At 65.1% G+C, this 13,718-nt stretch carries 14 protein-coding genes; 7 read left to right on the top strand and 7 right to left on the bottom strand.

The features are described 5' to 3' along the window. The first annotated feature begins 10 nt into the window (after positions 1 to 10). Positions 11 to 1,024 carry an inorganic phosphate transporter gene (locus ACT17R_RS13380; protein WP_062902064.1) on the top strand — a complete coding sequence of 338 codons (1,014 nt, stop codon included), beginning with the start codon at positions 11 to 13 and terminating at the stop codon, positions 1,022 to 1,024. Here ACT17R_RS13380 and ACT17R_RS13375 read toward each other — a convergent pair whose 3' ends face one another. The 6 genes from ACT17R_RS13375 to serS all read right to left on the bottom strand — a co-directional run bounded on the left by ACT17R_RS13375 (position 1,025) and on the right by serS (position 8,358). Then, on the bottom strand, positions 1,025 to 2,506 hold the full coding sequence (locus tag ACT17R_RS13375; RefSeq protein ID WP_444809604.1) for a DUF4403 family protein: 1,482 nt from the start codon (positions 2,504 to 2,506) through the stop codon (positions 1,025 to 1,027). An 84-nt stretch (positions 2,507 to 2,590) separates the two neighbouring features. Beyond that, positions 2,591 to 3,961, bottom strand: coding sequence for a 30S ribosomal protein S12 methylthiotransferase RimO (gene rimO, locus ACT17R_RS13370; protein ID WP_444809603.1), 1,371 nt, complete (start codon positions 3,959 to 3,961; stop codon positions 2,591 to 2,593). Positions 3,962 to 4,025: 64 nt separating this feature from the next. Next, the gene (locus ACT17R_RS13365; RefSeq protein ID WP_062902067.1) at positions 4,026 to 5,081 is read right to left on the bottom strand and encodes a potassium channel family protein; all 1,056 of its coding nucleotides are present in this window, start codon (positions 5,079 to 5,081) and stop codon (positions 4,026 to 4,028) included. Continuing rightward, positions 5,078 to 6,148: a M23 family metallopeptidase gene (locus ACT17R_RS13360; protein WP_062902068.1), complete on the bottom strand. Its 1,071-nt coding sequence runs from the start codon at positions 6,146 to 6,148 to the stop codon at positions 5,078 to 5,080. The genes ACT17R_RS13365 and ACT17R_RS13360 overlap by 4 nt, the downstream gene beginning before the upstream one ends. 41 nt (positions 6,149 to 6,189) lie before the next feature. Then, positions 6,190 to 6,969 (bottom strand): 5'/3'-nucleotidase SurE, encoded by a 780-nt coding sequence (gene surE / locus ACT17R_RS13355; protein ID WP_062902069.1) that lies wholly within the window; start codon positions 6,967 to 6,969, stop codon positions 6,190 to 6,192. A gap of 114 nt (positions 6,970 to 7,083) precedes the next feature. Further along, positions 7,084 to 8,358, bottom strand: coding sequence for a serine--tRNA ligase (gene serS, locus ACT17R_RS13350; RefSeq protein WP_444809602.1), 1,275 nt, complete (start codon positions 8,356 to 8,358; stop codon positions 7,084 to 7,086). A 162-nt stretch (positions 8,359 to 8,520) separates the two neighbouring features. Here serS and ACT17R_RS13345 point away from each other — a divergent pair, with 162 nt between their 5' ends. The 3 genes from ACT17R_RS13345 to ACT17R_RS13335 all read left to right on the top strand — a co-directional run bounded on the left by ACT17R_RS13345 (position 8,521) and on the right by ACT17R_RS13335 (position 11,132). Further along, a complete protein-coding gene (locus tag ACT17R_RS13345) occupies positions 8,521 to 9,483 on the top strand; it encodes a hypothetical protein (RefSeq protein WP_444809601.1) in 963 nt (320 codons plus the stop codon). A 706-nt stretch (positions 9,484 to 10,189) separates the two neighbouring features. Continuing rightward, entirely contained in the window at positions 10,190 to 10,651 is a 462-nt protein-coding gene (dksA, locus tag ACT17R_RS13340) for an RNA polymerase-binding protein DksA (RefSeq protein WP_003047377.1), read from the top strand. A gap of 91 nt (positions 10,652 to 10,742) precedes the next feature. Further along, positions 10,743 to 11,132: a PilZ domain-containing protein gene (locus tag ACT17R_RS13335; RefSeq protein ID WP_062902072.1), complete on the top strand. Its 390-nt coding sequence runs from the start codon at positions 10,743 to 10,745 to the stop codon at positions 11,130 to 11,132. A gap of 48 nt (positions 11,133 to 11,180) precedes the next feature. Here ACT17R_RS13335 and ACT17R_RS13330 read toward each other — a convergent pair whose 3' ends face one another. Further along, the gene (locus ACT17R_RS13330) at positions 11,181 to 11,339 is read right to left on the bottom strand and encodes a YdcH family protein (RefSeq protein WP_003047371.1); all 159 of its coding nucleotides are present in this window, start codon (positions 11,337 to 11,339) and stop codon (positions 11,181 to 11,183) included. A 135-nt stretch (positions 11,340 to 11,474) separates the two neighbouring features. On the opposite strand from ACT17R_RS13330, the gene ACT17R_RS13325 reads away from it, so the two are divergent. The 3 genes from ACT17R_RS13325 to ACT17R_RS13315 all read left to right on the top strand — a co-directional run bounded on the left by ACT17R_RS13325 (position 11,475) and on the right by ACT17R_RS13315 (position 13,698). Then, the gene (locus ACT17R_RS13325; protein WP_062902073.1) at positions 11,475 to 11,672 is read left to right on the top strand and encodes a YdcH family protein; all 198 of its coding nucleotides are present in this window, start codon (positions 11,475 to 11,477) and stop codon (positions 11,670 to 11,672) included. Positions 11,673 to 11,747: 75 nt separating this feature from the next. Next, the gene (locus ACT17R_RS13320) at positions 11,748 to 12,218 is read left to right on the top strand and encodes a DUF1465 family protein (RefSeq protein ID WP_238929651.1); all 471 of its coding nucleotides are present in this window, start codon (positions 11,748 to 11,750) and stop codon (positions 12,216 to 12,218) included. 82 nt (positions 12,219 to 12,300) lie between these two features. Next, complete coding sequence (locus tag ACT17R_RS13315) at positions 12,301 to 13,698, top strand: methyl-accepting chemotaxis protein (RefSeq protein WP_062902075.1); 1,398 nt, start codon at positions 12,301 to 12,303, stop codon at positions 13,696 to 13,698. The last annotated feature ends 20 nt before the right edge of the window (positions 13,699 to 13,718 follow it).

The following is a 13,718-nucleotide window of genomic DNA, read 5'->3' as shown; positions in this document are numbered from 1 at the left end:
GCGGGCGCTCATGCACGAACTGGCATTTCCTCTTCTCGTCGGGCTGGTCCTCCTCGCGCTGGCGTTCGACTTTCTGAACGGCCTGCACGACGCCGCAAACAGCATTGCGACCGTTGTCGCGACGCGGCTGCTGAAGCCCGTGCAGGCGGTGATGTTCGCCGCCTTCTTCAACTTCGCGGCCTATTTCCTGAGCCTCGCTTTTCCGCAATTGCACAAGGTGGCAGAAACGATCGGCGCGGGGCTGATCGACAAGGATCTGGTCACGCCCGCGGTGGTGTTCGGCGCCTTGGTCGGCGCGATGTTCTGGAATGTCGTCACTTGGCTGAAGGGCATCCCGTCCTCGTCGAGCCATGCGCTCGTCGGCGGCATCGTCGGCGCGGGCATCGCTCATTCGGGATTCGAGGGCATCCAGTGGTCGGGGCTCAACAAGACGGTCATCGCGATCTTCTTGTCGCCGCTCCTCGGCATGCTGCTCTCGATGCTCGTGATGCTGCTCAGCAGCTGGGCGTTCCGGCGTTCGACCGCGAAATTCGCCGAGGTCACGTTCCGCCGCCTGCATCTCGTTTCGTCGGCCGCCTATTCGCTCAGCCACGGGCTCAACGATGCGCAGAAGACGATGGGCGTCATCACAGTGCTGCTTTATTCGACCGGCTATCTGACCGGCGATTTCCATGTGCCGCACTGGGTGGCAATCAGCTGCTATATCGCGATCGGTCTCGGTACCTTGTCGGGCGGGTGGAAGATTATCGAGACGATGGGCGGCCGCATCACCAAATTGTCGCAGCATCAGGGCTTTGCCGCCTCGACCGGCGGGTCGATCATGGTGTTCACCGCCAGCCTGCTCGGCATCCCGGTGTCGACGACCCATACGATCACCGGCAGCATCATCGGCGCCGGTGTCGCGCGCCGCGCCAGTGCAGTGCGCTGGGGCGTGGCGAGCAACGTCGTCGTCGCCTGGTTCATCACCATCCCGGCGAGTGCGATCGTTGCAGCACTCTTCTATTCGCTTACGCGCCTGTTCTGATCATTTTGCCGGGCGATAGTCGATGCTCGCCGCCCCGACCATGCGGACGGGGAGGTAGAGGCCGTTGCCATACGCCTTGATCTCGCCGGTTTCGAAATTGTCGATGCGGGTCCGGATGACGAAGTCGCCTTCGCGCCGCTGGTCGATCGCGCGGCGGATCTTGGCTTCGAGTTCGGTGAGATCGCGGGTGAAATTCTGGGTCAGCGCGTCGGCGATCATCGGCGCGAAATCGGGTTGCTGTGCCAACAGCACGAAGATGTCGCCCTTGATCCCGTTGGTGTCGCCCTCGACGTGCAGATCGGTGAAGCGAACCTCGGCCGATCCGGGCTTGTTCACCGGACGCGCGGTCAGCCAGACGCGGCCGCGGGTGGGCGCTTGCTTCGCGCCGACCGGTAGCACGTCCATGTCGATGCCTACCGCGATCTTGTGGTCGGGAGCGCCATAGACGGCGAGCTTGCCAAAGCGGGCATCGACGGGGCCGACGGCGGGCAGGTCGAACGGCCGCAGCGATCGTTTGGCGAGCGACCGCGCGATCACGGGTTCGAGCTGCGCATAATCGGCGATCACCGGCACGCGCACGTCGAAATGGGGCTTGGGCATTTCGCGCACCAGCTGCGGCAGCGGCGTCGGCGCCGGATTCTGCGGCCGGTTCGACACGAAGCTTTCGGTCACCGCCTCGACCCCGAGATTGAGGTCGAGCCGCAGGCCGTTGACGCGGAACCCGCCGAAGAGGATCCGCTGCGGCGTGACCCGCATCCACACCGGGGGATTTTCGCGGTTGAGCTCGATTGTCGTAAACGCCTGGCGCCAGATGTCGGCCGCCTGGGCGCGGATGTTGATGCGGGCGATCTCGCGATTCACTTCGCGCTCGACGTCGCGGATCACCGGACGGAGCTTTTCGTCGGCTTCGTCGGTGAAGGTGATACGCTGGCCCAGAAAGTCGATGCCCGGCGGATTGGTCCAGCCATAGCTGATCCGCGCCTTGCCCTGCATCCGCCAGTCGCTGGTCAGATCGACGCGGACGCGCGCATGCACCATCGCCGATCCGGTCGCGGTTTCGCCCTTCAGCACACCGCCGACATCGCGCGCGCTGATCCGCGCATTCAGGGGCACATCGACGACGATCTCGTTTCCTTCGCCCCGCATACGCAGTGCGCCGCGCGTGACCCGCCCGACGATGGTGCAGGGGATCGCCGGCGTCACCTTTACCTTCTTGCCGAACAGCTTCACGCGCTGCGGTTCGACGCAGGCCTTTTCGCGCCGGTTGATCGTCCACAGCGTCTTTGGAATCGCGCGTTCGAGTTCGCGTTTCAGTGGTGCGATGTCGGCATTGACCGGAACCGCTATCAGCGACGTCTGCGACGGGCTGGGCGCCGTGTCGGTGGCGTGCGGCGGCGCTTCGTCGCCGCCCTTCGCAGGGTCGCAGCCGGCGAGCGTAGCCGCCAGACATGATGCAACAATCAGCCCCTTGATCGCGTGCATGGCCCCATCCCGATCGTTATCTGTCAGATAACATCGATCGGCGAAAGCCGTTCCAACAATTTGTGCGCATCAGGAAGAGGGTGATCAGCCTGCGATGACCCCGAACAGGTCGTGCTCGTCGGCATCTTCGACCACCACATCGACGATGTCGCCGGCTTTCAGCGTCGCGGCGACGTCGCGCAGATAGACATGCCCGTCGATTTCGGGGGCGTCGGCCTGGCTGCGGCCGGTGGCGCCGATGCTGCCTTCTTCGTCGGCTTCGCCCACTTCGTCGATGATGACGGCAAGCGTGCGGCCGACCTTGGCTTCAAGCTTTGCGGCGCTGATCGCTGCGGTCTTCGCCATGATCCGCTGATAGCGTTCTTCCTTGACCTCTTCGGGGACCGGACCGGGCAGGGCGTTAGCCTGCGCGCCCGCGACGGGTTCGAAGCGGAAGGCGCCGACGCGGTCGAGCTGGGCCTCGTCGAGCCAGTCGAGGAGATACTGGAAATCCTCTTCGGTTTCGCCGGGGAAGCCGACGACGAAGCTCGAACGGATCGCGATGTCGGGTGCGATCGCGCGCCATGCCTTCAGCCGTTCGAGCACCTTGGCTTCGTTCGCCGGGCGCTTCATCGCCTTCAGAATCTTCGGGCTCGCGTGCTGGAAGGGGATGTCCAGATAAGGCGTCAACAGCCCCTCGGCCATCAGCGGGATCACCGCATCGACGTGCGGATAGGGATAAACATAGTGGAGCCGTACCCACGGCGCGCGACCTTCGCCGGTCTTTAACTGACCGAGCTCGCGCGTGAGGTCGGTCATGTGCGCACGCACCTCATGGCCTTTCCATTCGCGCGGCTGGTGCCGGATGTCGACGCCATAGGCCGAGGTGTCCTGGCTGATCACCAGCAACTCCTTCGTCCCCGCCGCGACGAGCTTTTCGGCCTCGCGCAGCACCGCGTCGATGCGGCGGCTGACGAGCTTGCCGCGCAGATCGGGGATGATGCAGAAGGCGCAACTGTGGTTGCAGCCTTCGCTGATCTTCAAATAGCTGTAGTGGCGCGGGGTGAGCTTCAGCCCGCCTTCGGGGATCAAATCAACGAATGGCCCCTGCGTCGGGGGCGCCGCCTCGTGGACCGCATCGACAACCTGTTCATATTGATGCGCACCGGTGACCGCGAGGACGTTGGGGAAACGCGCGCGAATGACCTCCGCCTCGTTGCCCATGCAGCCGGTGACGATGACGCGGCCATTCTCCGCCATCGCTTCGCCGATCGCCTCCAGGCTTTCCTCCTTCGCGCTGTCGAGGAAGCCGCAGGTGTTGACGAGCACGACGTCGGCGCCGGCGTAATCGGGCGACAGGCCATAGCCGTCGGCGCGCAATTTGGTCAGAATCCGTTCGCTGTCGACGAGTGCCTTCGGACAGCCGAGCGAAACCATGCCAACTTTCGGCTGGGCGGGGAGGGTCTTGATTGTCATGATCGGCCGCGCGCATAGGCGATTTTTGCGCCCTTGTCACGCGCCGGCTGCTTGGGCTTAAAGCCTAATCGGCTTCGCACGCCTCGCACGGGATGACTTCGACCAATATGTCGCCGCTCTGCAGGGATTTTGCGCCCGCTTCCCAGAAACCGATCGGCTGACCGCCGCGATAGATGCGCAGGCCGCGGCCGCCGCTGGCAAGTTCGTCGATGCTCTTGCCGATTTCTTCGGGGTGCACCGGACGTTCGTTGAGCTGCACCTTGCCCGATACCGAGGCCAGGTCGGCCATATAGTCGGCGATGTGCGCACCCTGCGCCGATCCGGCGAGCAGCAGTCCAGTGAAGCTGACCGGGTTAATGACGTCGTTCGCGCCGGCCTGGCGCGCGAGCAATTCATTGTCCTGGGTCCGGATGACGACGCTGATCGGTACCTGCGGTGCAAGATGGCGGACGGTCAGGACAATCAGGATCGAGGTGTCGTCGCGTCCCGCCGATACCAGCACCGAGCGGGCCTGGGCGATCCGCACATCAAGCAAGGTTTCGTCGCTCGACGCGTCACCCTCCAGCACGTTGCAACCCATCGCTTCGGCGGCATTGATGCGCTGGTGCGACGGATCGATGACGACAATGCAAGCGGGATCGGTGCCGCGCGCGATCAGTTCGTGAACCGCCTCGCCGCCGCTGACGCCGAAGCCCAGAACGACGATGTGATCGGTGAGTTTTGCCTGGATGCGAGCCATGCGCCATTTTTCCCATGTGCGTTTGATGACGAAACTATAGGCCGTGCCGACGAAGATGAAGAGCACGGCGATGCGGATCGGGGTCACGATCAGCGCCTCGATCAGGCGCGAGCGGTCCGATACCGGCGCAATATCGCCGAACCCGGTGGTCGTGACAGAAATCATCGTGAAATAGACGACGTCGAGGAAGCTGATGTGGCCGTCGTGGCTGTCCTTCAGTCCGGCGCGATCGATCCAGTGCACGAGGACGACGAAGGCGATCAGCAAGAAGGCGAGGCCGAGCCGCGCGGTGACATCCGCCCAGACGGGCCATTTGCTCGCGCGGCGCAGCGGTTGAAACCGGTGCTGGAGCTTCAGTCGGTCGGACGGACGACGGCTCATCGCGGCGGCAACTGCTTCATCGGATCGACGGGTATCCGATTCTTGCGGAGCTGGAAATGGAGTTGCGGCGATTGCACCTGCCCGGTGGCGCCGGCGAGGCCGATCACCTCGCCCGCCTTGACCGCCTGTCCGCGCTGGACGTCGATCTTGGCCGCATGGCCATAAGCGCTCATCCAGCCGCCGCCATGATCGATGAGGATCAGGCCGCCATAGACCGCAATCTGATCGCCGGCATAGGCGACGACCCCGGCCGCCGCGGCATGGATCGGCGTCCCGCGCGCGGCGGCGATGTTGATCCCGTCATTGACCTTGCCGGGTGCAAGCGGACCGAAACGTGCGATCAGCTTGCCCTGCAGCGGCCATTGGAAACGGCCCGAAAAGGCGGCGGGCGGCGCGATGGCGGTGGTGACGGGCGCGCGCGGCGCGGCGCTGGCGGCGGCGGGGCGCGTTCTGGCGGCGAGCGCGGGCTGGCTGCCGGTCATGATATCGTCGATGTCGAGACGGAAGGCGGCGGCGCGCGCGGCGACATCGACCTGCTCAGGGGTCAGCGGCCGGGCCGAAGCAGGCAGGCGCAAGCGCTGACCGACGCGCAGGATATAGGGCTCGGCAAGCGCGTTGATCGTCACCACCTCGCCCCAATCGACGCCATAGGCAAGAGCGATGCCGATGCCGGTCTCGCCCGCGGCGACGCGGTGGTAGCGACCCGCCGGAATCCGCAATTGTTGCCCCGGGTGCAGCGTATAGGGCGGCGCAAGGTCATTCTCCATCGCGATGCCCTCGGACCCCGCGCCGGTCATCGCGCCGATCGCGCGCAGCGTGTCGCCGGGACGCACAACATAGGTCGAGGCGGCAATATCGCGGGCGTTGGCCGCGACGCGCTGAAGCGCCCAGGTCGGGCGCGCGTCGCCGCCGACAACCTCGCCAAGTGAACCGCGCTCGAAGTCGGAAGCTCGGGCCTGCTGCGTCGGTGCAGCCGCACGCGGAGCCGGAGCGGTGGTGGCCGGAATACAGGCCGACAAGGCGAGGGCGCCGGTCAACGCGCCGATATAATGATGAATTTTCCCCACCGCGGTCCTTTGGCAGAGCCGCGCCGGGAAATCTACTATGGTTAATCCGACGCCAATCGCACGGCATAGGCGCCGCGCAGCGCGGCGAGCGAGGCGTCGTGGGTGAGGTCGAGTTGCAGCGGCGTCACTGCGATATAGCCGTCGTCGATCGCCTCGAGGTCGGTGTCGTGGCCGGGCGAATGTTCGATCCCGTGCAGCCCGAACCAGTAATAGCGATACCCGCGCGGGTCGGTGCCCTCGACGATCGAGCCGCGGCTGTAATCGTGGAAGCCCTGCCGCACGACGCGGATGCCCTTCACCGCTTCGGCGGGGATGGCGGGGAAATTGACGTTGATCAGCGTTCGCGGCGTCATCGCCATGGCGACGAGCGGGCGCAGCACCTTGGCGCCCCATGCCTCGGCCGCCTCGAACGGCACGGCGTCACCCATGCCTTCGCGCGCATAGACCTGGCTCAGCGCGATGGCGGGGATGCCGGCCAGCGCACCCTCGATCGCCGCCGAAACGGTGCCCGAATAGGTGATGTCGTCGCCAAGGTTCGCGCCGCGATTGACGCCCGAGAGGATCAGGTCGGGCTTTTCAGGCATCAGCTTGCCCATCGCGATCATCACCGAATCGGTCGGGGTGCCGGTGCACGACCAGCGCCGTTCGCCATGCTCGCGCACGCGCACCGGGCGCGAGAGGGTGAGCGAGTGGCCGGCGCCCGACTGCTCCTCTGCCGGGGCGCAGACCCAGATGTCGTCGGAAAGCTGGCGCGCGATCGCTTCGAGCACGGCCATGCCGGGGGCGTGATAACCGTCGTCGTTGGTCAGAAGGATGCGCATGTCTTTTCCAGGCTTTGTGTCATTGCGAGGGGCGCAGCGACGAAGCAATCTCCAGCGGAATATCTGCGCTTGGTCGAAGGCTGGAGATTTCTTCGCTGCGCCCGCAATGACGGATCAGGGCACCAGCCGCGTGATCCCGCCCATATAGGGCAAGAGCGCGGGCGGAACATCGACGCTGCCGTCGGCTTGCTGATAATTTTCCAGGATGGCGACGAGCGTGCGCCCGACCGCAAGCCCCGACCCATTGAGGGTATGGACGAATTCATTCGCCTTGACGCCGTCGCGGCGGAAGCGGGCGTTCATCCGGCGCGCCTGGAAATCGCCGCAGTTCGAGCAGCTCGAAATCTCGCGATAGGCGCCCTGGCCCGGCAGCCAGACTTCGAGGTCATAGGTCTTGCGCGCGGCAAATCCCATGTCGCCCGCACATAGCAGCATCTTGCGATAGGGCAGGCCGAGCGCTTCGAGCACGGCTTCGGCGCAGCGGGTCTTACGTTCGAGTTCGGCGTCCGCATCCTCGGGCCGGACGATCGAGACAAGCTCGACCTTCCAGAACTGGTGCTGGCGGATATATCCGCGCGTGTCGCGCCCCGCCGATCCAGCCTCCGACCGGAAGCAGGGCGTGAGCGCGGTCATGCGGACGGGAAGGTCGGCCTCGGGCAGGATCTCTTCGCGCACCGCATTGGTCAGGCTCATCTCGGAGGTCGAGATCAGCCAGCGACCGTCGGTGGTCTGGAACAGGTCTTCACGGAATTTGGGCAACTGCGTGGTGCCGAACGCCGCCTCGTCGCGCACCATCAGCGGGGTCGCACATTCGAGATAGCCCGGCTCGCCCGTTTGCATGTCGAGCATGAACTGGCCGAGCGCGCGTTCGAGCCGCGCCATCTGCCCTTTCAGAAAGGCGAAGCGCGCGCCCGACATCTTGGCCGCGGTCTCAAAATCCAGCCCCAGCGCGGGACCGAAATCGGCATGTTCGCGCGGCTGGAAATCGAAGCTGCGCGGGGTTCCCCAACGCGCGATTTCGACATTACCCTCTTCGTCGAGGCCATCGGGGACGTCGTCGGCCGGCAGGTTGGGCAGCGCCGCCAATATGTCTTGCAACGCGGCCAGCCGGTCGCGTTCGGCCTGTTCCTCTGCCGGGAGCTTTTCCTTGAGCGCGGCGACCTCGCTCTTGAGCGATTCGGCACGATCCTTGTCGCCCTTTGCCATCGCCTGGCCGATCAGTTTCGACGCTTCGTTGCGGCGCGCCAGCGATGCCTGGATCGCGGTCTGGAGCGCACGCAATTCGGCGTCGGCGGCGAGGATCGTCGCGGACATGGGTTCGAAGCCGCGGCGCGCGAGGCCGGCGTCGAAAGCTTGCGGGTTTTCCCGGATCAGGCGGATATCGTGCATCGCCGCGCTATGGCGTTGCTGCCTTCGCGGCGCAACCCTGCGCGGATATCATCGGGACGCAAAAAAGGGGGCCACCCCTAAGAGTGGCCCCCAGAAGGTGGTCTGGGTCTCCCCCCCCATGACCTCCAGTGGATCCGTTAGGCCGCGTCAGCTTCGTCGCCGTTGCGATTCGCGGCGCGGCGGCGCGCGACGAGCGCGGCTGCTGCTGCACCGAACAATAGCATCATCGGAGGCGCAGGAACAGGGGTTGGATCACCGGACGATCCGCTGCTCGTGCTGCCGCCGGAACTGGACGAGGAGGATGAGCTCGACGAGCTGCTGCTCGACGAAGATGACGACGACGAGCTGCTGCTCGATCCGCCGAAACTGCTGCTGCCACCGGTCGCGCCCGACGAGGTCGCGCCGCTCGACGAACTGCTGCTCGATGAAGAGGAACTGCTGCTCGACGACGAGCTTGAAGAGCTGCTGCTGCCCGAACCGCCCGAGCTTCCGCCGTGCGACGAGCTGCCGCCTTTCGACGAGCTGCCCCAGCCAGAGCTGCCATGCGAGGAGCCGCCTTTCGACGAACTGCCCCAACCAGAGCTGCCGTGCGAGCTGCCACCGCCCGACGACGACGAGCTCGACGACGAAGAAGAAGAGGAGGACGAGGAACTCGACGACGAGCTGCTGCTCGACGAAGAGGAGCTGACATTGCCCGATGAGGTTGAAACGCCGCCGGTCGAGGTGCTCACGCCGCCCGTGGAGGTCGATACGCCGCCCGTCGAGGTGCTGACGCCACCGGTCGAGGTCGAAACGCCGCCGGTGGAGGTGCTGACGCCGCCCGTCGACGTGGTCGAGCTGATGCCGCCCGTGGAGGTTGAAACGCCGCCGGTCGAGGTCGAGGTGCTCACCCCGCCCGTCGACGTCGAAACGCCGCCCGAGGTGCTGCTGGTAGTCGAGCTGAGGCCGCCGGTGGTGGTCGAGGTAACAACCACGCTGCCGCTGCTGCCACCCGAGCTGCCGCCGAAGAAGCCACCGAAGAAACCGCCGCCGAAGCCGCCGCCAAAGCCGCCGCCGATAACGGTCACGCCGCCGCCGCTGCTGCCGCCGCCAAAGCCTTCGCCGCGCGGGGGGAAGGGGGCATAGGGGATCGGGGGCAGGGGGATCGTTTGCGTGACGACCTGCTGCTGCGGGGTCACGGTACGGATCACGCGCTTGGTCGTGACGACGCGGCGGACGCGCTTGACGGGCTTCTTCGCCACGTAACGCTTGCGCACGACCTTCTTGCAACAGGAGCCCGATTTCTGGACCTGCGCAGCCGCCGCCGGCACGTCGGCGATCTGCATCGCGCCGCTACCGATGATCGCGCCGCCGCAGGTGCAGGCACAAAGCTTGGCGAGGGCCATTCGGACAGACATAGGTTACTCTCTCTTTCCCGTTGCAGGTGCGCCCCTTGTCGTTGACCGACACCCGTGCGCGCCTTCGCTAGCGCCAAAAGGCCAAAGCTTTGTGAACGCGGCAATTGCGTTAACCGCGTTTGACTGTCCGACAGCGGGAATTGATATGCGAAATCAACCGAAATGCGCGTAACTGTCCCAAAACAATACGTGTTTCACGCCAAATGGCCTCAACCGGTTAATTTGCAGCGGCATGCGGCGGTCGAGAGAGCTGGGGCGCGGCTTGTCGTGAGTGCGCCTCCGCCGGGCCGGTTCAGCACCGCTTCAGCCGCGCGCGGGCAAGCGGTCCGCTTCGCGCTTGTATCGCATCGGAGGGCTGGTTATAGGCCCGGCGCAATCCTTGGTTCGCCAAGCTCGGCGAGCCAGGCGATCAGGAAAGGACTTGGACGCTCCTCATGCCGACCAATGTTGCCGAAGTAGGCGCCGACGCTCTCCGCGAAGCCAAGTCCAATCTCGATTCGGATTATGTTCCCAGCGACGACGAGCCGTTCATGAACGAGCGGCAGCAGGAATATTTCCGTAACCTGCTGCTCGCCTGGAAGAAGTCGATCCTCACCGAATCCGAATCGACGCTGGCCCATTTGCAGGACGGTCCGCTGCGCGAACCCGATCTTGCCGACCGTGCATCGAGCGAGACCGACTGGGCGATCGAGCTGCGGACGCGCGACCGTCAGCGCAAGCTGATCGCGAAGATCGATTCGGCGCTGCGCCGCATCGACGAGGGCGAATATGGCTATTGCGCGGTGACGGGCGAACCGATTTCGCTCGCCCGCCTGCAAGCGCGTCCGATCGCGACGATGACGCTGGAAGCGCAGGAACGCCACGAACGCAACGAGCGGATCTCGCGCGAAGACTGATCCCAATCGGGACAGAAGCGCCGCTGTTTACGATTCGGTAAAGTACCGGGCCCTAGGGTCGCTCCGAACGCAATTCGGGGAACGGGTCGCCATGGAATCGCGCATACCATCAACGCTGGACGAAGAGGTCGCTTCGCTGTCGCGCAGCGCCGACCGCGACAGCCTGTTCATGCAGGCCAATCTTTTATTTCCGGGTCAGTCCAGGCCCGTAACGGTGCGTGTGCGCAACCTGTCGGCGGGTGGCATGCTGGCCGAGGCCGTCGTGCCAAGGCTCGCGCAAGGCGCAACGGCCGAGATCGAACTGCGCAATATCGGCTTTGTGCCGGGGCATGTCGTCTGGGTGGGCGAAGGCAAATTCGGGGTGGCTTTCGAGCGACCGATCGATCCGCACGCGGTGCGGCGGCAGGTGGTTCAGAAGATGGACGTCCCGGCCTATATTTCGGCGCTTGACAAGAAGGCTTCGCTCTACCGCCGACGCTGATGCGTTTCGCGTCGAAAGGCATCAGCGGGCGATAGCGCTCTGCTCGCCTCAGGTTTCGGCGAGCAGCTCTTCCTTGATCTTGAGTTTCTGCTTCTTCATTTGCGCCAGCAAGGCCATGTCCGGTGCGGGGCGGCGCTCTTCATTCGCAATTTTCGCGTCGAGGTCCGCGTGGCGGGACTTCAGGGCGGAAAGGTGCGAGCTGCTCATAGGCCATTCTCCTTTTCGACTCGGTTGGCAGCTCCGAGTAAAACATGATTCGACCCGCTTGTCCCGCCCGGATGGTCGCGTTTCGGCCAGATGGTCCCCGTTGCGGACGGGCCGTGATCGTGGCAGGGAAGCGGCGTGAACGCGGAAGAAATCGCCCAGCGCCTGGAACTGCTTCGGCTCGAGCATCGTGATCTCGACGCCGCGATCATCGCACTGGGCGACGCGACGGTTCCCGATCAGCTCCAGCTTGCCCGGATGAAGAAGCGCAAGCTCAAGCTGCGCGACGAGATCAGCTGGTGCGAGGATCAGTTGCTGCCCGACATAATCGCCTGATTCAAAACGGGACGCTCCCTAAATTCATGGTTAGCGTCCTTGCGGCGGCGCTGCGTGGCGTGGCATTCGATGCCGATGTTCAGGGGACCGATCCGGAACGGCATGGCGACGCAGCCGGTGCAGCGCGCGCAGGTCGAAAATCTCTATGTCGAGGCGATGCTGCTCGCCGACGAGGCGCATGCCGCCTTCCGCGCGCATCGCGATTTCGAGGCGGTGGCGCGCGATCCGATCCTGCAGGTCGGGCTGGCGTGCGAATCGCTGAAGACGACAACGCGGCTGATGCACATCATCGCCTGGCTGCTCCACCGCCGCGCCATGTTCGCGGGCGACCCCGGCGCCGGTCCCGAGGACAGCGCAGCGCACATCGGCGCGCCAGTTCCTGCCGACCATGCGCTGTGCGCGCATTTTGACGATAATCTCCAGAGGATCGTCGCGGCGAGCGAGCGCCTGTTCGACCGTATCGCGCGGATCGAGGCGGGATGGACCGCCGACGAAGCGGCGCGGCCGGTGCAGGCGCTGCTGGCCCAACTCGAAGCAAGGCTTTGATCGAACTGGTCCCGACCAAGCATTGACGCGGCGTTAACCAATGTGCGCCAAGGTTCGCCCGGAGTCAGAAGTGGGTGCGCCAATGAAATTCGAACCGATCAGTTCCGCCGCGCAGAATCTCGACCAGTCGGTTGCCAGCGACTGCGGCGAGCTTGCCGTCGGCTGCAGCGATGCCGCGGGCCAGATCCAGCGCGCCACCGACCAGATGCAGCGCCAGATTTCGGAGCTGGGCCGGCTGGAGGATTATGTCGTCAGCCTGGAGGCCGACCAGCGCCAGATTGCCGATTCGACCGACGAGGCGAAGCTGTTGTCGGCGCGCGCGTGCGAACAGCTCGACGCCGGGGCCGAGCGCGTCAACAGCGCCGTCACCGAATTCCGCTCGGTCATCGATCTGGTCGCGCGGCTGGGCACGCATGTCACCAATTTCGCGTCGGTGATGGAGCAGGTGCAGCAGGTCAGCCAGTCGATCGAGCAGATTGCCAAGACCACCAACATGCTCGCGCTTAACGCCGCGATCGAGGCCGAGCGTGCGGGCGATGCCGGCCGCACCTTTGCCGTCGTCGCCGCCGAGGTGAAGAAGCTGGCGCAGAATACGCGCAGCGCAACCGATGAAATCCGCCGTTCGATCGGCAGCCTGTCGACCGAAGCCGCCGGTCTCGTCACCGAAATCCAGTCGGGGGTCGAGCAGTCGGGGCGGGCGGAGGCGCAGTTCGAGACGATCACCGATGCGCTGCACGACGCGACGCATCTCGTCGCGCTGCTCGATGATCAGAGCGACCGTATCGCGCAATCGAGCGCGATGGTTCACGCCAATGGCGCCAAGGTACGCGAGGCGCTCGACCGCGTCGTCGGATCGGTGCGCGACAATGGCGCGACGCTGAACAGGACGCGCGATTCGATCCTGACGATGGAAAATGTGTCGAACCGCATGTTCAACGCGGTGATTTCCGCCGGCGTCAGCCCCCAGGACAGCGCGATCGTCGATCTGGCTGCGTCGGTCCGCGACGAATTCGTCGGCCTGGCCGAAGCAGCGCTCGCGCGCGGCGAGCTGACGATGGAGCAATTGTTCGACACCAATTATGTGCGCGTGCCGGGATCGAACCCCGAACGCTTCCGTACCAGCCTTTGCGACTGGGCCGACGCCCATTGGCGGCCACTGTTCGACCGCACCGTGGCGCAGCATCCCGAAATCAAGATGTCGTCGGCGGGCGACATGAACGGCTTTCTGCCGACGCATATCACCGAATGTTCGCGCGCGCCGACGGGCGATCTGGAACATGACACCGCGCATTGTCGCAACGGCCGCATCCTGTTCGACGATGTAGACGCGGCGGCAAAGCGCAGCAGCGCGCCCTTCTTCATGTCGGTGTATCGCCAGGAAGGCGACGGCACCAACTATGTGACGGTGCGCAACGTCTATATGCCCGCGGTCATCAACGGTCGCCGCTGGGGCGACGTCGAGGTTGCCTACCAGCTGTAACGGCGGTCTTTGCGAGCGAG

Origin of the sequence: Sphingopyxis sp. Q841 (assembly GCF_052384365.1) — a bacterium.
Classification (GTDB): domain Bacteria; phylum Pseudomonadota; class Alphaproteobacteria; order Sphingomonadales; family Sphingomonadaceae; genus Sphingopyxis; species Sphingopyxis terrae_A.
This window is presented reverse-complemented; position numbering and strand designations above follow the sequence as displayed.

Bases quoted from the DNA above. Each gene is read 5' to 3' on its own strand.
- ACT17R_RS13380 (WP_062902064.1), top strand. From the start codon at position 11: ATGCACGAACTGGCATTTCCTCTTCTCGTCGGGCTGGTCCTCCTCGCG.
- ACT17R_RS13375 (WP_444809604.1), bottom strand. From the start codon at position 2,506: ATGCACGCGATCAAGGGGCTGATTGTTGCATCATGTCTGGCGGCTACG.
- rimO (WP_444809603.1), bottom strand. From the start codon at position 3,961: ATGACAATCAAGACCCTCCCCGCCCAGCCGAAAGTTGGCATGGTTTCG.
- ACT17R_RS13365 (WP_062902067.1), bottom strand. From the start codon at position 5,081: ATGAGCCGTCGTCCGTCCGACCGACTGAAGCTCCAGCACCGGTTTCAA.
- surE (WP_062902069.1), bottom strand. From the start codon at position 6,969: ATGCGCATCCTTCTGACCAACGACGACGGTTATCACGCCCCCGGCATG.
- serS (WP_444809602.1), bottom strand. From the start codon at position 8,358: ATGCACGATATCCGCCTGATCCGGGAAAACCCGCAAGCTTTCGACGCC.
- dksA (WP_003047377.1), top strand. From the start codon at position 10,190: ATGCCGACCAATGTTGCCGAAGTAGGCGCCGACGCTCTCCGCGAAGCC.
- ACT17R_RS13335 (WP_062902072.1), top strand. From the start codon at position 10,743: ATGGAATCGCGCATACCATCAACGCTGGACGAAGAGGTCGCTTCGCTG.
- ACT17R_RS13330 (WP_003047371.1), bottom strand. From the start codon at position 11,339: ATGAGCAGCTCGCACCTTTCCGCCCTGAAGTCCCGCCACGCGGACCTC.
- ACT17R_RS13320 (WP_238929651.1), top strand. From the start codon at position 11,748: ATGTTCAGGGGACCGATCCGGAACGGCATGGCGACGCAGCCGGTGCAG.
- ACT17R_RS13315 (WP_062902075.1), top strand. From the start codon at position 12,301: ATGAAATTCGAACCGATCAGTTCCGCCGCGCAGAATCTCGACCAGTCG.